The following is a 22,336-nucleotide window of genomic DNA, read 5'->3' on the forward strand; positions in this document are numbered from 1 at the left end:
ATATTAGTAAATCTCATCTCTAAACAAACCTACAACTTCACCCAAAATAGAAACGTTCTTCAAAATAATAGGTGCCATTGTGTCATTCTCTGGTTGCAACCTAAAGTGGTCTGATTCCTTGAAAAATCGTTTGCAGGTGGCCTCGTTATCGTCGTTCATCGCAATTACGATGTCACCATTTTTGGCACTGGCTTGTTTTTTAACAATTGCTTTATCGCCATTTAAGATTCCTGCATTAATCATACTTTCACCACGGATAGTCAGCATGAATAAATCACCATCTGTGTTTGCCAGCGTAGGTGGGATTGGAAAATAGTCGGTCGCTTCTTCAACGGCCAGGATTGGTTCACCAGCAGTGACAACCCCCAGTAACGGGATCTGTGCCTGTTCCGCTTCTACACCCAATAATTCTAAGCCAGCCGGGGTGATTTCTAATGCTCGTGGTTTAGAAGGATCTTTTTCAAGGAAACCTTTTTTGATTAGTCGGTTAATATGGCCATGAACTGTGGAAGTTGAGGACAAATTGACTGCACCACAAATTTCACGGACTGTCGGGGGATAACCGCGGTCAGTTACACGTTCATGAATAAAATTGAGTACCGCTAACTGTTTGCTTTCACCAGATTTTGACATCTACACACCTCATTATGCATTTCATTTCTTCTACAATAGCATAGTTATCAGTGACTTTCAAACGTGTGTTCGTATTTTAAACAATTTTTTTGATTCATGTTACTTGAATCAAATTAGTTGATTGATTATGATGGAACAGATATATTTCAGTTAGCGAACAAAGGAGGAATCAAATTGGCACAAACTGAAGACGAAAAAAAATTGGTTGACCGAATTAATGAATTAGCACATAAGGCTAAATCTGAGGGTTTAACAGAAGCAGAAACAGCTGAACGAAAAAAACTAAGAGCTCAATTTTTAAGTAATTTTAGAGCTGCATTTAAGAGTAACGTTGAAATGCTGCAGGTGTTTGATAAGGCTGGTAAAGAAGTGACGCCAGAAAAAGTGAGACAAATTCAACGGCAAAAAGGTTTGCGAGACGATTAATTTTAGCAAAAGATAAATTTAATCTTTTCATCACGCACTTTTTTGTGTACCATTAGGTATTGAACGATCCAAGAGGTAAAAGTTTCTACTTGGTAACATTCGGGTTCAGTTGACAACTAAATTGTTAAAATGAATACGAATAAGAAAAGGGGGATACATCTTGTCTACCGGTATCTGGATATTATTACTAGTTGTTGCATTGTTAGTCGGTTTAGTCGGCGGATTTTTCGGTGCTCGTAAGTACATGGAAAATTATTTAAAAAACAACCCACCAATTAATGAAGATATGCTCCGTACGATGATGCTGCAAATGGGGCAAAAGCCATCTGCCAAGAAGTTGCATCAAATGATGCAATCAATGCAAGCACAATCTAAAAAGGGCAATTAAAAAAGACCGGCTTAGCGGTCTTTTTTTGTTGCATGCATCAATTAGAATTGATCATCAGCTGGTTTTTTGGGCATCTCATAATGGAAATTAGGATCGATTTGTTTGTCTAATCGTTCGAATTCAGTCTGCATTCGCTGCTCAAGTTCGTGCTGATAGTCATCCGTCAACTTCTTGTGACGGTCAATTTCAATTGGTTTACCGAATGCCACGGTAGCTTTGCCACGTTTAAATAAACTTTTAAAGGTTAGTGGTCCTTGGTATACTGTGGGTACGAGTGGCACACTCGCTAATTTTGCAATCACGAGTGCACCACCTTTCATTTCAGCTGAGTAGCGTGAACCAGTCGGAAAAATGATGGTTGCTAGTTCGGATTGCTTTAACAGCCGGACCGGTTTCTTAATCGCTGAAGGTCCTGGATTAGTGCGGTTGACTGGATAAGCATTGGCGTGATTTAAAATAAAACGAATGATTGGATTTTTAAAGAGCTCTTCTTTGGCCATAAAACTAAATTTTTTTGGTGAAGCCGCGAGGGCATAATAGACTGGTTCAAACCAGGTGCGATGTGGTCCCACTAAAATATAGTTGCCTTGTGGTAAATTATTTTTGTTAAGATATTTAGGTTTACCATTAATTACATAAATTAGGATGCGGACAATTACCCGCAAAAATGAATAGAACATTATTTAAGCTCCTCCATTAGTTTAAGTTGTTAATTGAAACAATCCCTAGTATGCAAAAAAAAAGCTAAAGTTGCAAGTAAGAATAACAGGAGTCAGTCATGAGTGAACAAGATGATCAATTTTTAAAAGCGGGCGAAAGAATCGACCAATTATATAGTCAGGATGTACGAATAATTCAAAGCCCAGAAGTCTTTTCATTTTCCTTAGATGCGGTGTTATTGGCGGATTTTGTGATGCCCAGTCAAAAAAGTGCCAACCAAATTATAGATTTGTGTGCGGGTAATGGTGCAATCAGCCTATTTTTGCATGCTAAATTGGCTGGTCACTTTACTCAAGTTGAATTGCAACCGCGACTAGCAGATATGGCTAAACGTAGCGTGGCACTAAATCAGCTAGAGCAACGGTATACCGTATTGAATCTGGATATCAAAGATATTTTCACGAATCTAACGAAAGATTCTGCGGATATCGTTGTTTGTAATCCACCCTATTTTACAGATTTACCCAACAGTAAGAAAAATCCAAACCAATATTTGGCGATCGCTAGGCATGAACTAACGATCAACTTGGGCGGAGTGTTAACGGCCATGAGTGGCTTGTTGAAAATGAATGGTCGTGGCTATTTGGTTCATCGTCCAGATCGACTGGCAGAGATTTTGCAACAAGCAACTAAATATCGTTTAATGCCCAAACGAATTCGATTCATTCATCCAAAGCCAGATCGTGAAGCGAATATGGTGTTAATTGAATTTATTAAAGACGGCCGCCCGGGTGGAATTAGAATTGTGCCACCACTCGTAGTTTCAACTGACGAAAATGAATATACCCAGGAAGTACAGGCGATGTTGTATGGAAAATAAAGCATATTATTTTTATGTTCTATATTGCGCAGATAATACGTTTTATGGTGGCTATTCGGATGATGTGATTCGCCGGTTTGCCACTCATGAGGCAGGGTTAGGGGCCAAATATACGCGGGTCAAAAAGCGGCATCCACTGCACTTGATTTATTCACAACGGTTTGGCTCAAAGTCCGAAGCAATGAAGGCAGAATATCAATTTAAACATCAAACGAGAAGCAAAAAGGAACAGTTTTTGGCCGCTCATCAAATCAATTGGCAAAAACTAATGATTAAATAATTTTTAGCTGAAATCATTTTAATGGGTTTGTCAGTTTGAATTTGCTATACTGAATAGGTAAAAATTACGGAGGTGGAAGTTAATGAAAATTGTTGCTTATGGAGTCCGACAAGATGAGCGACCATATTTTGATGCATGGCAAGCCGCAAATCCACAAATTGAATTACAGCTAGAACCCGGTTTACTGGATGAAACAAGTGCAGCACTGGCAAATGGGGCGGATGGTGTTGTTGTATTTCAGCAAAAATCGTATTCTGGTACAATTTTGCAACGATTAAGTGACCTGGGCATTAAAAATGTTTCACTCAGGAATGTAGGAGTGGACAATGTTGATGCGGCTATGGTAAAAAAACTCGGAATGAAAATTACTAATGTGCCCGTATACTCGCCGCCAGCGATTGCTGAATTTACAGTTACGCAATTGATGCAGCTGTTGCGTCGAACGAAAGAGTACGAACGCAAATTTGCTCAACAAGACTTTCGCTGGGCGCCGCAAATGTCACAGGAATTAAATCAGCAAGTTGTTGGTGTAGTGGGAACTGGTAATATTGGTCGTGCCGCAATTAAAATTTATCAAGGTTTCGGCGCCAAAGTGATTGCGTATGACAAATTTCATAATGAAGCAATTGAAAAACAGGAACTGTACGTTGATTCGTTGGAGGAATTATATCGACAAGCGACAGTGATAACTTTGCACATTCCATTATTCACTGAAACAACACATATGCTTAATGAACAGGCATTTGCTCAAATGAATGATGGTATGTTCATTATTAACGCTGCTCGGGGACCATTGATTGATGAACAAGCATTGATTGATGCACTAGATAGCAAAAAAGTGGCTGGAGCTGCGTTAGATGTATTAGAAGATGAAACAAAAGTTTTCAATCGTGACTTGAAGGGCAAAACCATCGATTATCCGGTTTTCTCAAATTTATTTGCGCGTGATAACGTCTTAATTTCACCACATACTGCTTTTTATACAGATATTTCAGTTAAAAATATGGTTAATATTAGTTTAGACAGTAATAAAGAGCTAATTGAAACCGGAAAAGCTAAAAATTTAGTTTCATTCAGATAAAAAATAAAAAGGCTTGCGTCTGGCGGGCCTTTTTTGTATACTTATTAGCGGTGGTCAAACATCAATTCACACCTACTGTGATAATTTGAGTGGTGCTCAATGAGTTCTCAAGTTAATTGAGCGGTAGGGAGGAAAAAAACTATTTGGAGGTACTATTCATGTCAGTTATTAGCATGAAACAATTATTAGAAGCTGGTGTTCATTTCGGACACCAAACACGTCGCTGGAACCCTAAGATGAAACCATATATCTTTACGGAGCGTAATGGTATTTACATCATTGACTTACAAAAAACTGTTAAGATGATTGATTCAGCTTACAATTTTGTTAAGGGCACAGCAGCTGATGGTGGGATTGTATTGTTTGTTGGTACTAAGAAACAAGCACAAGATGCAATCGAAGAGGAAGCTACCCGTGCTGGTCAATATTTCGTTAACCATCGTTGGTTAGGTGGAACTTTGACTAACTGGGACACGATCCAAACACGGATTAGTCGTTTGAAAGATATCAAGAAGATGTCTGAAGATGGTCGTTTTGATGTTCTTCCTAAGAAGGAAGTCTCATTATTAACTAAGCAACGTGAAAAGCTTGAAAAGTTCTTGGGTGGTATCGAAGATATGCCACGGATTCCAGATGTAATGTTTATTGTGGATCCACACAAGGAACAAATTGCTGTTAAGGAAGCCCAAAAGCTAAACATTCCAATCGTCGCGATGGTCGATACAAACACTGACCCAGACGATATCGATGTTATTATTCCTTCTAATGATGATGCAATTCGTGCCGTTCGTTTAATTACTTCTAAGATGGCCGACGCTGTTGTTGAGGGTAATCAAGGCGCTGATGATCAAGCACAAGAGGAACAACAACCAGCTGCTGAACCAGCTGAAGATAAGACAGTTACAGGCGAATCATTAAAAGATTTGAAGGATACTGTTGAAGGAAAAAAATCTGAAGACAAATAATTAATACTTAGGCTGTCTCGTAGTGATTAGGACCATATTGGCCTGAGATCTAGGGGACAGTTTTTTTGTTTAATCAATCACTTTAGTAAGTTAAGGAGACTATTAAAATGGCAGAAATTAAAGCAGCTCAAGTTATGGAATTACGAAAAAAAACTGGTGTCGGAATGATGGATGCTAAAAAGGCATTGGTGGCAACTGAAGGCGACATGGCCAAGGCAACGGATTTTCTGCGTGAAAAGGGAATTGCCAAAGCCGCTAAGAAGAGTAGTCGTGTGGCTGCAGAAGGATTAACTGATATCAAGGTCGTTGGCTCAAAAGCTGCAATTGTCGAACTAAATTCAGAAACCGACTTTGTGTCTGGCGGCGACCAGTTCAAAGGATTGCTTGATCAAGTAACTACTGAAATTGCACAAAACGATCCAGCCGATGTTGCTGCAGCACTTGCATTAGCAACGGATGACGGTACTTTAAATGATCAAATTATTCAAACCACTCAAGTGACTGGTGAAAAGATCAATTTACGCCGATTCACTGTTTTAACCAAAGCAGACAACGAAAACTTTGGTGCTTACCTCCATATGGGTGGTAGCATTGGTGCACTAGTTGTAATTGAAGGTGCTGATGAAGCGACCGCTAAGGATGTGGCAATGCATGTTGCTGCTGTTAACCCTGAGTTTGTCTCTCGTGACGATGTTCCACAAGATCGTTTAGCACATGAACGTGAAGTATTGACTAAAGAGGCATTGAACGAAGGTAAGCCTGAAAATATTGTTGAAAAAATGGTAACTGGTCGTTTGAACAAGTTCTTGGCTGAAATTAGTTTAGCTGACCAAGAATTTGTTAAAGATCCAGATATGACTGTGGCTAAGTACGTTGCTTCTAAGGGTGGCAAATTGAAGTCATTTGTCCGCTATGAAGTTGGCGAAGGAATTGAGAAAAAAGCTGATAACTTTGTTGATGAAGTAATGGGTCAAATTAAGGATTAACACATTGGGGGCGTACGTTTTGTACGTCTTTTTTTCTGAATGTTGATATTAAATAGTGATGTGACAAAGTTTTCTAGGAGGACAATTAACGATGGATGACGTAAAGTACAAACGAGTAATCCTAAAATTAAGTGGAGAAGCATTGGCTGGTAACAAAGGTTTTGGCATCAATCCACCAGTGATCAAAACGGTTGCACAGGAACTAAAACAAGTGCATGATATGGGTGTGCAGGTTGCAATTGTTGTCGGTGGCGGTAATATGTGGCGCGGCGAAGCAGGTGCACAGATGGGAATGGAACGCGCGCAGGCAGATTATGTGGGCATGTTGGCCACGATTATGAATGCACTTGCGCTGCAGGATAGTCTGGAGTCGATTGGTGTACCAACGCGCGTCCAAACTTCAATTGAAATGCGGCAAATTGCTGAACCATATATTCGCCGGAAGGCTGTTCGTCACCTTGAGAAGGATCGAATTGTGATTTTTGCAGGGGGAACTGGTAGCCCGTACTTTTCAACTGATACAACCGCTGCATTACGGGCTGCGGAAATCAATGCAGACGCTATTCTGATGGCTAAAAACGGGGTTGATGGGGTCTATTCAGCCGATCCTAATAAAGATCCTTCAGCTGTTAAATTTGATACTTTAACTCACTTTGATATCATTCAAAAGAATCTTCATGTGATGGATTCAACCGCAAGTTCGTTATCAATGGACAATGACATTCCGTTGGTTGTGTTTAATTTAAATCAATCAGGTAATATCATGCGTGTCGTTCGTGGTGAAAAAATCGGTACAACTGTAAGGGGAAATAAAGATGGCAACAAGTAAAGCAATTTTAAGTGAAGCACAAGATAAAATGGAAAAATCAGCTGAGTCATTACAACGTGAATTAGGTAATATTCGGGCTGGTCGTGCCAATGCAAGTATTTTAAACCGAGTTACGGTTGATTATTATGGTGCGCAAACACCAATTAACCAAATGGCGTCGATCACTATTCCAGAGCCACGGGTTTTGTTAATTACACCATTTGATAAATCAGTGCTAAAAGATCTAGAACAAGCAATTTTTGCTTCAGATTTAGGGCTAACTCCTGCCAATGATGGCACTGCAATTCGATTAGTAATTCCACAATTAACGGAGGAACGACGAAAAGAGCTAGCTAAAGATGTTAAGGCTGAAAACGAAAAAGCTAAAGTCGCTGTGCGTAATATTCGGCGAGATGCCATGGAAGCTTTGAAAAAAGGCAACAAAGATGGCGATTTCAATGATGACGAATTTCATGAGTTAGAGAATAAAGTACAAAAACTGACTGATCAAGGAATTAAAAATTTAGATCAGGTCGCTGACGATAAGGAAAAAGAATTACTGCAAGGTTAATTTTTAACGAAGGTAAATATAAAGATTCCACTAAATAAAACCTCAAGATCGTTAGATTGAATGTTAAAATCGCGAATCGTTGGGGTTTTATTTATGAGTCATGGGCGGTTGACTTGAATGCCACTAGTTTCATGGGCGTATTTTTGCTAGAATATGGTGTATTCGTTTTTTATTTTTTCGTGGAGGCAAATAATTGTTCGCTAAATTCAAAAAAAATCAGGGTGATGATTCTGCCAAACAACCTATTATTGATCGCAACAAGATTCCGGCTCATATCGCTATTATTATGGATGGTAATGGGCGCTGGGCAAATCAACGACATTTACCACGTGTTGCGGGTCATAAAGAAGGCATGCAGACGGTCAAAAAAATTGCAATTGCTGCAAGTCAATTAGGGGTCAAAGTGCTGTCGTTGTACGCTTTTTCAACGGAGAATTGGAAACGACCAGCCGATGAAGTAAACTATCTAATGCAATTACCAGTCCGCTTCTTTCAAACATTTGTGCCGGATCTAATTAAGCATAATGTTCGAGTTAGTGTGATGGGTGATATTACTAAACTTCCAGTTGCAACCCAAAAAGCGGTTAATGATGCCATTAAGGATACTAGTGAGTGCAATGGTATGGTTTTAAACTTTGCACTTAACTATGGTGGTCGGGCAGAAATTGTGGAGGCAATTCAGCAATTGGCACAATTAGTTAAGGATGAACAACTAAAAATTAGCCAGATTGATGAATCAACAGTTGCCGAACATTTGATGACCAACCAACTTGGCGAGTTCGAGGACCCTGAGCTGATCATTCGGACAAGTGGCGAACAGAGAATTAGTAACTTTATGTTGTGGCAACTTGCATATAGTGAGTTTGTGTTCGTTTCAGAACATTGGCCAGATTTTAATCAGCAGTCGTTAGAAAATGCGATTATTGAGTACCAGGGACGGCATCGCAGGTTTGGTGGTTTACAAAATTAAATTGGAAATGAGTGGGGACAAACAATGAAACAACGTGTCATTACAGCGGTAGTTGCGCTAATAATTTTTATCCCGCTAATTGTCTATGGCGGTTTGCCACTAACAATTGCGGCACTAGTATTAGGTCTAATTGCAATTAATGAAATTTTGATTATGAAAAAAATGTTGTTAGTATCTTTTGAGGCCATTGTTAGTAATTTGGGTTTGATCTTAATGGTACTACCAGATAATTGGCTAAATTTTTTGCCTGACGGTCTAAATCGATTATTTTTATTTTATATTTTGGTTGTGCTAGTATTGCTTCACACCGTGGTTCAAAAAACACGGTTTTCGTTTGATGATGCTGGTGTATTAACGTTGGCAATGCTTTATATTGGCACTGGGTTTCACTATTTTGTGACAGCCAGAGCGGACGGTTTAACCACTTTATTGTATGCAATGCTGATTGTGTGGTTGACTGATAGCGGTGCGTACATGCTTGGCAAGCGGTTTGGCAAGCATAAACTGGCACCAAAGGTTAGTCCAAACAAAACATGGGAAGGCTCCATTGGTGGTACAGTTGCAGCAACAATAATTTTGGCGATCTATCTGTGGTTCTTCCCAGTTGGTTATAGCTGGGTTGTCATGATTGGCTTAACTTTGATTTTATCAATTGTAGGTCAGTTTGGTGATTTGGTTGAATCCGCACTGAAACGATTTTATGGTGTCAAAGATTCAGGGAAAATACTACCGGGTCATGGTGGTATTTTGGATCGATTTGACAGTATGTTGCTAGTTATGCCAATGCTTCATTTATTAGGCATAGTCTAACTAAGTGAAGAAGAAGGGATTCCTTTGATAGTAACAATTATTGCATTTATTATTGTGTTCGGTGTGTTGGTATTAGTCCATGAGTTTGGCCATTATTACTTTGCCAAACGTTCAGGTATTTTAGTGCGCGAATTTTCAATTGGAATGGGACCAAAGGTGTGGTGGCACCGAAAAAACGGGACCACCTACACCGTCCGAATCTTACCGCTTGGTGGTTATGTTCGCATGGCGGGGGCCCAAGATGACGACGATGATGTTCTTAAACCTGGGACTCCTGTTAGCTTACAATTGGATGACCAGCAGCAAGTCAGTAGTATTAATGCCAGTAATAAGACTGCTCTTTTTTCAGGACTGCCATTGCAAGTTGCAGCGGCTGACTTAGTTGATGAGTTGTGGATTGAAGGGTATGTCAATGGCGACGAGTCTGAATTAAAACGATACTCCGTAAATCACGACGCTACAATTATTGAAAGTGATGGGACTGAGGTGCGAATTGCACCTCGAGATGTTCAATTTCAATCAGCTAGTTTACCACATCGAATGATGACTAACTTTGCTGGTCCGATGAATAATTTTATATTGGCTCTAGTTGTTTTCGTCGGGTTGGGATTTGTGTTACCTGGGATTCCGAATAATACCAATGTGATTGGTGAGGTGACACAAAAATCAGTGGCAGCCAAGGCCGGGTTAAGAGCCGGCGATGCCATTGTTAAAGTTAACCAAACTAAAACGGGTGATTGGGAAAAGTTGGGGACCACGATTTCAAATTATCCCAACAAAAAAATTACAATTACGATTGAACGAAATCAAAAACAGCAAAAAATCAAGTTAACTCCAAAAGCAGTGACACAAAGTGGAGAGAAAGTAGGCCAAATTGGCATTCAAGAAAAGCTCGTTACGAGTTTTAGTGCACGGGTTAATTATGGCTGGACCAGATTTGTCACAGTATTTACGTTGATATTTAGTGTCCTTGGTCATATGATTACTCACGGTTTTAACCTGAATGATTTTGGTGGCCCAGTTGCAATTTATGCAGGTACTTCACAAGCAACTGCGTTAGGTATCACGGGAGTGTTGAATTTCTTGGCGGTTTTGTCAATTAATCTAGGAATCGTGAATTTATTGCCAATTCCAGCATTGGATGGTGGAAAACTAGTACTCAATATTATTGAAGCAATCCGTCGTAAACCATTGCCAGAACAAACTGAGGGAATTGTGACACTGATTGGATTTGGTTTAATGATGTTACTAATGATTTTGGTAACCTGGAACGATATTCAACGATATTTTTTTAGATAAGATAAAAGGGGAGTCACATTCATGAAACAGTCAAAAATGTTAATTTCAACGTTAAAAGAAGCACCAAGCGACGCGGAGGCACTGAGTCACCAGATGATGTTGCGAGCAGGATACATATATCAAGTGTCTGCTGGAGTTTACGCATATTTACCGCTTGCACATCGGGTGTTACGCAAGATTGAGGATATTATTCGTGAAGAATTGGATAAAATTGATGCAGTTGAAATGTTAATGCCTGCAATTTTACCTGCTGATTTGTGGCGGCAATCAGATCGTTATGACAGCTACGGTGAAAATTTATTTAAATTCAAGGATCGCCACGAACGTGATTTTATCATGGGTCCTACGCATGAAGAAACCTTTACAGAAGTGATTCGGGACAGTCTAAAATCATACAAAAAATTACCACTAACATTATATCAATTGCAGCCTAAATATCGTGATGAAGATCGCCCGCGCTACGGTTTATTACGTGGCCGTGAATTTGAAATGATGGATGCATATTCATTTACTGTTGATGAAGAAGGCTTAGATACAGTCTATAAGCAAATGGAAAGTGCCTATAATAATATTTTCGAACGATGTGGGCTTGAGTTTAAGACTATTATCGGAGATGCAGGTGCCATGGGCGGTAGTGATTCAAAGGAATTTTCTGCCATTGCTGCTGTTGGTGAAGATACAATTGCTTATTCAGATAAAAGTGAATATGCTGCAAATTTAGAGATGGCTACTAACAAATTTACCAGTAAAAAGTCACATGCTGCCTTAGCTGATTTGGAAAAAATTAAAACACCTGGTGTCCAAACTGTAGCTGAACTAGCCGAATTTTTAAAAACCGATGCCAGTGGACTAGTGAAAACATTGTTCTTTATGGCGGATGAAAAGCCAGTTATGGTTCTAGTTCGTGGTGATCATGAAGTTAATGAAGTCAAAGTAACTAACTTCTTGCATGCTGATTCGTTAGAAATGGCAACACCTGCAGAAACCAAAAAATATTTACATGCATCATTTGGCTCTTTAGGCCCAGTTGGGGTTGGTGAAGATGTGACCATTTTAGCTGATCAATATGTGGGCGATATGGTTAATGTGGCTGTAGGCGCTGATGAAGACGGATATCATTATGTAAATGCTAATATTGAACGGGATTTCAGAGTTGATGAATTTGGCGATTTCAAAATGGCTCAACCGGGTGAAATATCACCTGATGGCGAGGGCGAATTACAATTTACTCGTGGTATCGAAATCGGTCATATATTTAAACTGGGAACTCGTTATTCCAAAGCGCTCAACGCCCAAGTGTTGGACCAAAATGGTCGTCAAAAAGACGTTATTATGGGGAGCTATGGTATTGGAGTTACGAGATTGCTATCGGCGATTGCGGAACAATATGCGGATGAAAATGGATTAGTTTGGCCGATGGGCATTGCTCCTTTCGATATTCATGTGGTACCAATCAATATGAAAAAAGAGGAACAAAAAGACTTGGCAGAAACGATTGAAACACAATTACAGCAAACTGGTTATCAAGTATTACTAGACGACCGGATTGAACGTGCAGGGGTTAAGTTTGCCGATTCTGATTTGATTGGTATTCCACTGCGTGTCACAGTCGGTAAAAAAGCTGAAGACGGTATTGTTGAAATCAAAATTCGTAAAACTGGTGAAACAGTTGAAGTTAAGCAAGAAGAATTAGAAAGCACGATTGGAATATTGTTAAAGACAAATAAATAAGTTAATTAAAGTGTCAAATGTGATGGTAAATTGTTTCGAATAATTAATCGAGCATTTAACCATCACATTTTTTGGTTTGAGGAGGCAGTGAGTTGAGCTTAAATCAGCAAGAACTTTTTAAAAAATTGTTGGAACAAATTAGTTTTAGTGACCCAAAAAATGCAGCATTCGATAATGCTACAATTGAACAAGTAATTGTCCACCAACAATCAAAAGTATGGGAATTTCATCTGCATTTTGATCAGGTGTTGCCGTTTGAACTTTTTCAAGAATTTACTAATGCCCTTAATATAGGGTTTAATTCAATTGCACAAACGAAGATTATCATCAGCACAGGAATGGACAGTCTCGACCAACGACTAATCGCTGATTATTGGACTTATGTGGTAACTAATAGCGGAGTTAATTCTCCATTGATTAAAGAACTATGCTCCCATGGAGTGCCAAATGTCACTGATGATCGGGTTATGTTTGTGGCTGAAAATGAAATTGTTCGTGATTTCTTAGTTAATCAAGCGCTAGGTTCCATTGAAGAATTGTATCAGCAACTAGGGTTCCCTAAGTTTGCAATCCATACAATGATTGATGAAAGTGCCTCTGAGGCGCAAATTCAAGCTTTAAAAGTTGCACAAGAAAAACGGGATGCGCAGTTAGCTGCAAAGGCGGCTGCTCAAATTAAAACTGCCAGTAAACAACAAAAAACACCTAAAATCGATGGGCCAGCTAGATTAGGTCGCAAGATTAATTCCGATGAGGCCACCAGGCGATTGGCGGATATTACAGAAGAGGAACGATCTGTCATTGTTGAGGGGTACATTTTTAATAAAGAGATCCGCACATTACGTTCCAAACGACAACTGCTAATTTTAGAAATTACAGATTATTCTTCTTCAATTACAATCAAAAAGTTTTCGCGGAATGAAGATGATGAAGCCCAATTTGCTGCTATTGAAGAGGGCAGCTGGATTAAAGTGCGGGGTCCGGTTCAAGAGGACACGTTTATGCGGGATCTAACAATTAACGCTTATGATATTAATGCCGTTTTCCATCCTGAACGACAAGATACAACTGAAGGTCAAAAACGAGTTGAATTACATTTGCATACCACAATGAGTCAAATGGATGCTACCAATTCAATCACAGAGTTTGCAGCCCAGGCAAAAAAATGGGGCCATCAGGCCATTGCGATTACTGATCATGCCGGTGTGCAAGGATTTCCAGATGCGTTTCATGCTGCTGAAAAAAACGATCTAAAGATGATTTATGGCGTTGAAGCCAACGTTGTTGATGATGGGGTACCAATTGGATACAATTCTGCACATGTTCCACTGAAGGATAATACATACGTTATCTTTGATGTTGAAACAACCGGTTTATCAGCTATTTATGACAAGGTAATCGAACTATCGGCCGTAAAAATGAAAAATGGCGGTGTACTAGAAGAATTTGAAGAGTTCATCGATCCAGGTTTTCATTTATCTGACACAACTACTAACTTGACCAGCATTACTGATGATATGGTGCGTGGTTCCAAAACAGAAGAAGAAGTATTCAAACTGTTTAGGGATTTTTGTGGCGACACAATCGTTGCCGGTCATAACGTAACGTTTGATGTTGGCTTTATGAATACTGGCTATGCACGCTATGGCATGGAATCAATTAAAAATCCGATTATTGATACATTAACATTAGCACGCTTTTTATACCCAGAATTGAAGGGCTATCGGCTTAACACGTTAGCAAAAAAATTTGGTGTTGCCCTTGAACATCATCACCGGGCAATCTATGATGCTGAGTCGACCGGACATTTATTACATTTATTCTTAAAGGAAGCCGAAGAGACATACCAAATCGAATTTCATGAACAGTTAAACGATCATATGAGTGATCACGGAGCGTACCGGCACGCACGCCCATTTCATGTCACAATTTTGGCTCAAACACAGGCAGGATTGAAAAATCTATTTAAATTGGTTTCATTATCTAACGTTGATTATTTTTATCGGGTACCGCGAATTCCGCGCAGTCAACTAATCAAGTACCGTCAAGGGCTGTTGTTAGGGACTGCCTGCTCGTCAGGCGAGGTTTTTACAGCGATCATGCAAAAAGGACGTGCTGAGGCGTTAGAAAAAGCTCGATTTTATGATTTTATTGAAGTGCAACCCAAAGCGGTCTACGCACCATTGATTGAAGATCAACTAATCAAAGATGATGCTAATCTTGAAGAGATTCTGATGAACATGGTTGAGATAGGTAAAGAACTTGATAAGCCGGTGGTCGCCACGGGTGATGTTCATTACATTAACAAAGAAGATAGTATTTATCGTAAAATTTTGATTCATTCGCAAGGTGGTGCTAACCCACTTAATCGCCACCAATTGCCTGACGTTCATTTCCGCACCACTAATGAAATGTTAGACGCCTTTGCGTTTATGGGCGAGGAAACTGCTCAAACAATTGTGGTTGAAAATTCAAATAAAATTGCCGATCAAATTGAGGTAATTCATCCGTTAAAAGATAAACTGTACACTCCAAAAATGGAAGGCGCTGAAGACGAAATCAAAAATCGTACTTTGGCTACAGCCAAGAAATGGTACGGGGATCCATTGCCAAAGCTGGTTCAACACCGGGTGGATCGTGAATTAAAAAGTATCATTGGCAACGGATTTTCCGTGATTTATTTAATTGCTCAGCGGCTAGTGGCTAAGTCGAACAAGGACGGCTATTTAGTTGGTTCTCGTGGTTCGGTTGGCTCTAGTATTGTGGCTACCCTGACTGGGATTACTGAAGTTAATCCATTACCTCCTCACTATCGTTGTCCAAATTGTCAGTACAGTCATTTTTATACCAAAGGTGAATATAGTTCTGGTTACGACTTACCTGACAAGGAATGTCCTGAATGTGGCACAATGATGATTAAAGATGGGCATAATATTCCGTTTGAAACGTTCTTAGGGTTTACCGGTAATAAAGTGCCAGATATTGATTTAAACTTTTCTGGTGATTATCAACCAATTGCTCATAACTATACGAAAGTGTTATTCGGTGAAAAAAATGTTTATCGCGCGGGAACAATTGGAACTGTGGCTGATAAAACAGCCTATGGGTACGTCAAAGCATATGAACGAGATACTGAACAACAATTTCGTAATGCTGAAATCGATCGATTATCTAAAGGGGCCACTGGAGTAAAGCGAACTACGGGACAACACCCTGCTGGAATTATTGTTGTTCCTGATTATATGGATATTTATGACTTTACACCGGTGCAATATCCAGCTGAAGACCAAAGTGCGGCCTGGCAAACAACCCATTTTGATTTTCATTCAATTCACGATAATATTTTAAAAATTGATATTTTGGGCCATGATGACCCAACGATGATCCGGATGTTACAAGATTTGACAGGAATTGATCCACAGACCATCCCGACTGACGATCCTGGTGTCATGAGTTTATTTTCTAGCCCAGATATCTTAGGGGTCACGGAAGATCAAATTTTCTCTAAGACGGGAACGTTGGGAGTACCAGAATTTGGGACTCGCTTTGTTCGCGGAATGTTAGAAGAAACGCATCCTAGTAACTACTCCGAGTTATTACAAATTTCTGGCCTATCTCACGGAACTGATGTGTGGTTAGGTAATGCAGAGGAATTGATCAAAAACGGTACAGCTACAATTGCCAACGTAATTGGTTGTCGGGATAACATCATGACCGATTTAATTAATTACGGGATGGAGTCTGAAATTGCGTTTCAAATTATGGAACATGTCCGTAAGGGCCGAGGTATTCCCGATGAATGGCAAGCTAAAATGAAAGAAGCAGATGTGCCAGATTGGTACATTGACTCTTGCTTAAAAATCAAATACATGTTTCCACGAGCTCATGCCGCTGCTTATATTTTGATGGCGCTGCGCATTGCATATTTTAAAGTTTATTTTCCATTAGTATATTACTGCGCCTATTTCTCAGTTCGTGCCGATGATTTTGATATTGTGGCTATGGCACATGGCAAGGAGTCGATCAAGGCTGCAATGGAAGAAATTAATGGCAAGGGTAACGATGCTTCGGCCAAGGAAAAAGGGTTACTAACCGTTCTTGAACTTGGCAATGAAATGTTAGAGCGTGGCTACGAATTCGAAATGGTTGATCTCGATCGCTCGGATGCTACTAATTGGATTATTGATGGCAATCGTTTGATTGCTCCGTTTAGAGCGTTACCCGGGCTGGGGTTAAACGTTGCCAAGCAAATTGTGGCGGCGCGAGAAGAAAAAGAATTCTTATCAAAAGAGGACTTGTCCAACCGCGGTAAAGTATCAAAAACATTAATTGATTTTATGACGGTTAATCATGTGTTAGATGGCTTACCTGATGAAAACCAGCTGTCGTTATTCTAACCACGCACGTTGGAGCTAGTTTGTCACAGTTGAAATAAAAGCGCTGATATGTTATATTATATGGGTAATTAAAACTCGTAAGTGAGTGAGCAGAAATGCTCGCTCTTTTTATTGCAAAAATGTTGGAGGTGTCGTTGTGAGCAGTGTGGTTGAGACTGTAACACAACTGGTTAGGCCAATTTTAATGGAGAAACAGTTCGAATTATATGATCTGGAATTCGTTAAAGAAGGGCAAGGCTGGTATTTACGTGTTTATATTGATAAACCAGCGGGCATTACAATTGAAGAATGTGCAATGGTCAGTGATGAATTGAGTGAAAAACTTGATGCACTCGATCCAGATCCAATACCGCAAGCGTATTTCCTGGAAGTTTCTTCTCCAGGAGCTGAACGTCCCCTTAAAAAGGACGCGGATTATCAGCAGGCGTTAAATAAATATATTCACATTTCGTTATACCAAGCAATTGATGGCGCTAAGGTTTATGAAGGTACATTAGTGAAATTAACTGCTAGCGAATTAACCTTGGATTATTTAGATAAAACGCGCCATAAGCAAATTGTGATCGCACGTGACAAAATTGCCAAAGCACGGTTAGCAATTAAATTTTAGAGCAAGGAGTAAAATAAAATGAACAAAGAACTAGTTGAGGCCCTTGATGCCTTAGAAAAAGAGAAAGGCATCAAAAAAGAAGTTGTTGTTGAAGCACTGGAAGCTGCATTGGTTTCTGCCTATAAACGAAACTATGGTCAGGCACAAAATGTAGAAGTCGACTTTGATGATAAAAAAGGCAACATTAAGATCTATGCTGTCAAAAAAGTGCTCGAAGAGGTTGAAGATAAGCGGCTTGAAGTTAGTTTAAAAGAAGCCGTTAAGATTAATCGTGGTTACGAATTGGGCGATGAAATTCGGTTTGAAGTGACACCCCAAAATTTTGGCCGGATTGCCGCACAAACTGCTAAACAAGTGATTATGCAACGCGTTCGAGAAGCTGAACGTGGTGTGATATATGAACAGTACAGTCAGTATGAAAATGAGATCGTCACTGGCGTGGTGGAACGTCAAGATAGCCGGTTCACCTACGTTAATTTAGGCAATGTTGAAGCGGTCATGAGTAGTCAAGACCAAATGCCAAACGAAACTTACAAAATGCATGATCGCATCCAGGTGTTTGTGACTAAGGTAGAAAATAGTACCAAGGGACCACAAGTATTTGTTAGTCGTACTGCCCCTGAACTGCTGAAGCGTCTGTTTGAAAAAGAAGTGCCAGAAATCTATGATGGTGTGGTTGAAATTGTTTCCATTGCCCGTGAGGCGGGTGACCGTGCCAAAATTGCAGTTCGTTCTAATGATCCTAATATTGATGCTGTCGGCACCTGTGTTGGCCCTCGAGGCCAACGAGTTCAAGTAATTGTTAACGAATTGGGCGGCGAAAACATGGATATTGTGGAATGGGTTGATGATCCAGCTCAATATATTGCTAACGCATTGAATCCAGCAGAAGTATTAGATGTCATTTTTGATGAAGAAAATGATCGGGCTTGTACAGTGATTGTTCCTGATTACCAACTATCATTAGCAATTGGAAAGCGGGGACAAAACGCACGGCTAGCTGCACGGTTGACAAATTTCAAAATTGATATTAAACCAGAGTCAGAGATTAATGGTGACCAGTCTGATGAAACTCAAAGCGAGTTGACAGATGAAAATGTTGACCCAGAGTCACCAGCAGATGATAGTGAAGAATAGTTAAAAGGGAGTGATCACAGTGAAACAACGTAAAATCCCGATGCGTAAAGATATTGTCACCGGTGAAATGATGCCCAAAAAAGAGTTAGTGAGAGTTGTTAAAAATAAGGAAAATGAAGTTTCCCTTGACGAAACTGGGAAAAAACCAGGCCGGGGTGCTTATATTGCAGTCGATGTTGCTATTGCGAGACAAGCAAAAGAAAAACGTACATTTGACCAGGCATTTAGTGTCAAGATTGACGATCGTTTCTATGATGAACTGATTCAATATGTCGATCATCAACAAGCCAGACGAGAACTATTTAACAATGAATAAACAAGCAATTTTAAATCTGTTGGGCATTGCCCGTCGTGCAGCTGAGTTAATTTCCGGCGAAGAAACGGTGTTAAAGGCAATTCGAAATCAGAGCGCTAAGTTGGTTTTTATTGCCCAAGATACTGGTGATGCCAGTAGTAAAAAATTTCAAGATAAATGTCAGTTCTATCAAATCAAATATGATATGACTTTTAACAAACAGCAACTTAATCAAGCAACCGGCCAAAAGCGAACTGTTTATGCAGTGACGCAAGCGGGATTTGCACGTAAATTTAAGGAGTTGCTGAACATGTAAAGGAGCGTGAAGATATGGGGAAAGAACGAATTTATGAATTAGCGAAAGAACTCAACGTTGCCAGCAAGGATATTGTTGCAATTGCAAAAAAGCAAGGTATCGAAGTCAAAAACCATATGTCATCAGTCGATGAGAATCAAGCAAAAACACTAAGAACTGCAGTTAAGGGCGGTAACAGCGCAAAATCAGCCAGCAAGGCAAGTAGTAGTGCTAAGACTACTTCAGTTAAGCCGGACGCAGCACAGGCGACAACTGCAAAATCCAGTGCCACAAATCAAGCGTCTAACGGTGCAGCAACACATCACAGCACTACGACTGGCCAACAACATTCTGCCAGCCAACAACATACCAGCAGTCGTAACACATCAAATCGGCAAAATGCAACGTCAAGCCACCATAGTGTAACGAACCGGCAAAGTTCAACAACAACACATACAAATGCGACTCATTCAAATACCAATCGGACCCACACAAACAATGTGCGTTCTAATTCGAATGCTAGTCAACATTCTAATGTAAATCAACAACACTCTAATCGTGGTGGTCAATCACAGTCAAATCACACAACAACGACGCAGCATAGTAATAATAATCGTCCAAGTGGGCAAAATGGTTCTAACCAACAACATAATCGGCCAACTAATAATCAACAACGACCAACTAGTGGTGGGCAATCGAATGGTCGATTTAGCAATAATAACAACAACCGTGGCGGCAACACTTCGTCACAACGACCAGCCAACCGACATAATGGTGGCGGGCGCTTTGGTGGCAGCTTAAATAATAATCAGGGTCGTTACAATAAAAATAATAATCGGTTCAAGAAGAACAAGAAAAAGAACCGTAACTTACGGATAAAAGAGACTAATAATCAGCCCGCACCAACCAGAAAAGAATGGCCATTACCAGAAACACTGGTTTATTCTGAAGGCATGAACGCACAAGATTTAGCCAAAATCTTGCATCGTGAACCAGCGGAAATCGTCAAGAAATTATTCATGTTAGGTGTAATGGTCAACCAAAACCAGTCACTTGATAAGGATACGATTGAGATTTTAGCTGCTGACTATGGGATCAATGCGGAACAAAAACTAGAAGTTGATGTGGCTGATATTGATAAGTTCTTCGATGACGAACAAAGTAATCAAGAAAATGCGACACCACGTCCCCCAGTTGTTACAGTGATGGGCCACGTTGACCATGGTAAAACCACCTTACTGGACAAACTTCGCCACACACACGTGACTGAAGGAGAAGCCGGCGGGATTACACAGGCGATTGGTGCCTATCAGGTTAAATATAATGAGAAATTGATCACCTTCTTGGATACTCCCGGACATGCTGCATTTACTGAAATGCGGGCTCGGGGAGCCAATATTACCGATATTACCGTGTTGGTGGTTGCGGCGGATGATGGCGTAATGCCACAAACAATCGAAGCTATCAACCATGCAAAGGCAGCCAAAACACCAATTATTGTGGCTGTTAACAAGATTGATAAGCCCGGTGCTAATCCAAACCATGTGATTGAACAATTAACAGAATATGGCCTGGTCCCTGAAGATTGGGGCGGTGAAACCATCTTTGTTCAAATTTCTGCTAAATTTGGTAAGAATTTAGATGAATTATTGGACATGATTTTACTGCAGGCCGAAGTGATGGAATTAAAGGCAAACGCTGACCAACACGCTGCCGGTTCAGTTGTTGAAGCTCGCTTGGATCAGGGAAAAGGGCCAGTGGCAACACTGTTAATTCAACAAGGGACCATGCATGTTGGGGATCCTGTGGTAGTCGGAAATACCTATGGTCGTGTTCGAACAATGACCAATGAATTAGGGCGTCGGATTAAAGATGCAACTCCTTCTACACCAGTTGAAATTACTGGATTGAATGATGTTCCTGAAGCAGGGGATCGATTCATCGTCTTTGATGACGAAAAGACTGCTCGTGCCGCAGGAGAAGAACGTGCTAAACGTGCGCTTGTTGCTGAACGGTCTAACACCAACCACGTTACCTTAGATAACTTGTTTGATTCGCTTAAAGAAGGCGAAATGAAATCAGTGCCAATTATTATTAAGGCAGACGTTCAAGGTTCTGTTGAAGCATTGGCGCAAAGTTTGAAGAAAATCAAGGTTGATGGGGTTCGGGTTGATATTATTCATACTGCCGTTGGAGCCATTAACGAAAGTGATGTTACTTTGGCAGAAGCATCAAATGCCATTATTATTGGCTTTAATGTTCGCCCAACGCCACAGGCTAAATCACAGGCTGATAGTGGAGATGTCGATATTCGATTACATCGAGTAATCTACAATGCCATTGATGAAGTTGAATCTGCCATGAAGGGGATGCTTGAACCAGTCTATGAAGAACAAATAACTGGTGAAGTTGAAGTTCGTGAGCTGTATAAAGCTTCCAAAATTGGTACTATCGCTGGTGGAGTAGTTACTTCTGGTAGTATTACACGCGATGCTAACATCAGGTTAATTCGTGATGGCGTGGTTGTTTACGAAGGTAAATTAGGTAGTCTGAAACGCTTTAAGGATGATGTTAAGGAAGTTAAATCTGGCTTCGAGCTTGGTTTAACGATTGAAAATTTCAATGACATTAAGATGAATGATGTCATTGAAGCCTACGTGATGAAGGAAGTCCCAGTCGAATAAGGTTGCGCCAAGATGAATGTAGCTTCGAATAGATGGGAGATAAAACATGGCTGATAAACATTATCGGGTTGGTCGTTTGAGCCAAGAAATTCAACGCGAAGTTGATGATATTTTACTCAAGCGGGTTCGTGATCCACGAGTTCAGGGAATCACAATTACCGGTGTTGAAGTCACTGGTGATTTACAACAAGCAACGATTTATTATAGTTTGTTGTCTGATAAAGCATCTGATGGCCAAAAGGCACAAACTGGTTTGGATAAAGCAACGGGCTTAATCCGCAGTGAGTTGGGTGCTCGGTTAGATATTTTCAGAACGCCAGAACTACACTTTGAACGAGACCAGTCAGTTCAATATGGTTCACGAATTGATCAACTATTAAATGATTTAAAACATAAGGACTAGTCAAAAAAAGAAATCAACTCAGGTTGA

22 protein-coding genes are annotated in these 22,336 nt (G+C 40.1%); 20 read left to right on the forward strand and 2 right to left on the reverse strand.

The annotated features are described in order from the left end of the window. Positions 1-3: 3 nt before the first annotated feature. The gene (gene lexA, locus WDC_RS03745) at positions 4-633 is read right to left on the reverse strand and encodes a transcriptional repressor LexA (protein ID WP_044010467.1); all 630 of its coding nucleotides are present in this window, start codon (positions 631-633) and stop codon (positions 4-6) included. A 174-nt stretch (positions 634-807) separates the two neighbouring features. Here lexA and WDC_RS03750 point away from each other — a divergent pair, with 174 nt between their 5' ends. Both WDC_RS03750 and WDC_RS03755 read left to right on the forward strand, forming a co-directional pair. After that, positions 808-1,059 carry a DUF896 domain-containing protein gene (locus WDC_RS03750; protein WP_044010468.1) on the forward strand — a complete coding sequence of 84 codons (252 nt, stop codon included), beginning with the start codon at positions 808-810 and terminating at the stop codon, positions 1,057-1,059. 160 nt (positions 1,060-1,219) lie between these two features. Next, entirely contained in the window at positions 1,220-1,447 is a 228-nt protein-coding gene (locus tag WDC_RS03755) for a YneF family protein (RefSeq protein ID WP_044010469.1), read from the forward strand. Positions 1,448-1,488: 41 nt separating this feature from the next. On the opposite strand, the gene WDC_RS03760 is transcribed toward WDC_RS03755, so the two are convergent. Then, positions 1,489-2,127, reverse strand: a complete 639-nt coding sequence (locus tag WDC_RS03760; protein ID WP_044010471.1) for a lysophospholipid acyltransferase family protein — start codon at positions 2,125-2,127, stop codon at positions 1,489-1,491. Positions 2,128-2,225: 98 nt separating this feature from the next. Here WDC_RS03760 and WDC_RS03765 point away from each other — a divergent pair, with 98 nt between their 5' ends. From WDC_RS03765 to rbfA, 18 genes are all read left to right on the forward strand, one after another. After that, positions 2,226-2,987, forward strand: coding sequence for a tRNA1(Val) (adenine(37)-N6)-methyltransferase (locus tag WDC_RS03765; protein ID WP_044010472.1), 762 nt, complete (start codon positions 2,226-2,228; stop codon positions 2,985-2,987). Next, positions 2,977-3,267 carry a GIY-YIG nuclease family protein gene (locus WDC_RS03770; RefSeq protein WP_044010473.1) on the forward strand — a complete coding sequence of 97 codons (291 nt, stop codon included), beginning with the start codon at positions 2,977-2,979 and terminating at the stop codon, positions 3,265-3,267. Before WDC_RS03765 ends, WDC_RS03770 begins: the two co-directional genes overlap by 11 nt. Positions 3,268-3,349: 82 nt before the next feature. Continuing rightward, complete coding sequence (locus tag WDC_RS03775) at positions 3,350-4,348, forward strand: D-2-hydroxyacid dehydrogenase (RefSeq protein ID WP_044010475.1); 999 nt, start codon at positions 3,350-3,352, stop codon at positions 4,346-4,348. 158 nt (positions 4,349-4,506) lie between these two features. Beyond that, a complete protein-coding gene (gene rpsB, locus WDC_RS03780; protein ID WP_044010476.1) occupies positions 4,507-5,313 on the forward strand; it encodes a 30S ribosomal protein S2 in 807 nt (268 codons plus the stop codon). A 107-nt stretch (positions 5,314-5,420) separates the two neighbouring features. Next, positions 5,421-6,299 carry a translation elongation factor Ts gene (gene tsf, locus WDC_RS03785; protein WP_044010477.1) on the forward strand — a complete coding sequence of 293 codons (879 nt, stop codon included), beginning with the start codon at positions 5,421-5,423 and terminating at the stop codon, positions 6,297-6,299. Between the two features lie 91 nt (positions 6,300-6,390). Then, positions 6,391-7,128 (forward strand): UMP kinase, encoded by a 738-nt coding sequence (gene pyrH, locus WDC_RS03790; RefSeq protein WP_044010479.1) that lies wholly within the window; start codon positions 6,391-6,393, stop codon positions 7,126-7,128. After that, positions 7,115-7,678, forward strand: coding sequence for a ribosome recycling factor (gene frr, locus WDC_RS03795; RefSeq protein WP_044010480.1), 564 nt, complete (start codon positions 7,115-7,117; stop codon positions 7,676-7,678). Before pyrH ends, frr begins: the two co-directional genes overlap by 14 nt. Before the next feature lie 193 nt (positions 7,679-7,871). Further along, positions 7,872-8,648, forward strand: a complete 777-nt coding sequence (locus WDC_RS03800; protein ID WP_044010481.1) for an isoprenyl transferase — start codon at positions 7,872-7,874, stop codon at positions 8,646-8,648. A gap of 24 nt (positions 8,649-8,672) precedes the next feature. Further along, complete coding sequence (locus tag WDC_RS03805) at positions 8,673-9,458, forward strand: phosphatidate cytidylyltransferase (protein ID WP_044010482.1); 786 nt, start codon at positions 8,673-8,675, stop codon at positions 9,456-9,458. A gap of 24 nt (positions 9,459-9,482) precedes the next feature. Beyond that, on the forward strand, positions 9,483-10,757 hold the full coding sequence (gene rseP / locus WDC_RS03810) for an RIP metalloprotease RseP (protein ID WP_044010484.1): 1,275 nt from the start codon (positions 9,483-9,485) through the stop codon (positions 10,755-10,757). A 21-nt stretch (positions 10,758-10,778) separates the two neighbouring features. Beyond that, a complete protein-coding gene (locus WDC_RS03815) occupies positions 10,779-12,488 on the forward strand; it encodes a proline--tRNA ligase (RefSeq protein ID WP_044010485.1) in 1,710 nt (569 codons plus the stop codon). A gap of 92 nt (positions 12,489-12,580) precedes the next feature. Next, positions 12,581-16,885 carry a PolC-type DNA polymerase III gene (locus tag WDC_RS03820; protein WP_044010486.1) on the forward strand — a complete coding sequence of 1,435 codons (4,305 nt, stop codon included), beginning with the start codon at positions 12,581-12,583 and terminating at the stop codon, positions 16,883-16,885. Positions 16,886-17,021: 136 nt separating this feature from the next. Next, on the forward strand, positions 17,022-17,495 hold the full coding sequence (gene rimP, locus WDC_RS03825) for a ribosome maturation factor RimP (protein ID WP_044010487.1): 474 nt from the start codon (positions 17,022-17,024) through the stop codon (positions 17,493-17,495). Positions 17,496-17,513: 18 nt separating this feature from the next. Next, positions 17,514-18,632, forward strand: coding sequence for a transcription termination factor NusA (gene nusA, locus WDC_RS03830; RefSeq protein WP_044010489.1), 1,119 nt, complete (start codon positions 17,514-17,516; stop codon positions 18,630-18,632). 19 nt (positions 18,633-18,651) lie between these two features. Continuing rightward, positions 18,652-18,948, forward strand: coding sequence for an RNase P modulator RnpM (gene rnpM / locus WDC_RS03835; RefSeq protein ID WP_044010490.1), 297 nt, complete (start codon positions 18,652-18,654; stop codon positions 18,946-18,948). Then, positions 18,941-19,243 carry a L7Ae/L30e/S12e/Gadd45 family ribosomal protein gene (locus WDC_RS03840; RefSeq protein WP_044010491.1) on the forward strand — a complete coding sequence of 101 codons (303 nt, stop codon included), beginning with the start codon at positions 18,941-18,943 and terminating at the stop codon, positions 19,241-19,243. The genes rnpM and WDC_RS03840 overlap by 8 nt, the downstream gene beginning before the upstream one ends. A 14-nt stretch (positions 19,244-19,257) precedes the next feature. Continuing rightward, positions 19,258-21,906 carry a translation initiation factor IF-2 gene (gene infB / locus WDC_RS03845; RefSeq protein WP_044010492.1) on the forward strand — a complete coding sequence of 883 codons (2,649 nt, stop codon included), beginning with the start codon at positions 19,258-19,260 and terminating at the stop codon, positions 21,904-21,906. A gap of 46 nt (positions 21,907-21,952) precedes the next feature. After that, on the forward strand, positions 21,953-22,309 hold the full coding sequence (gene rbfA / locus WDC_RS03850; protein ID WP_044010493.1) for a 30S ribosome-binding factor RbfA: 357 nt from the start codon (positions 21,953-21,955) through the stop codon (positions 22,307-22,309). The last annotated feature ends 27 nt before the right edge of the window (positions 22,310-22,336 follow it).

Origin of the sequence: Paucilactobacillus wasatchensis (genome assembly GCF_000876205.1) — a bacterium.
Classification (GTDB): Bacteria; Bacillota; Bacilli; order Lactobacillales; family Lactobacillaceae; genus Paucilactobacillus; species Paucilactobacillus wasatchensis.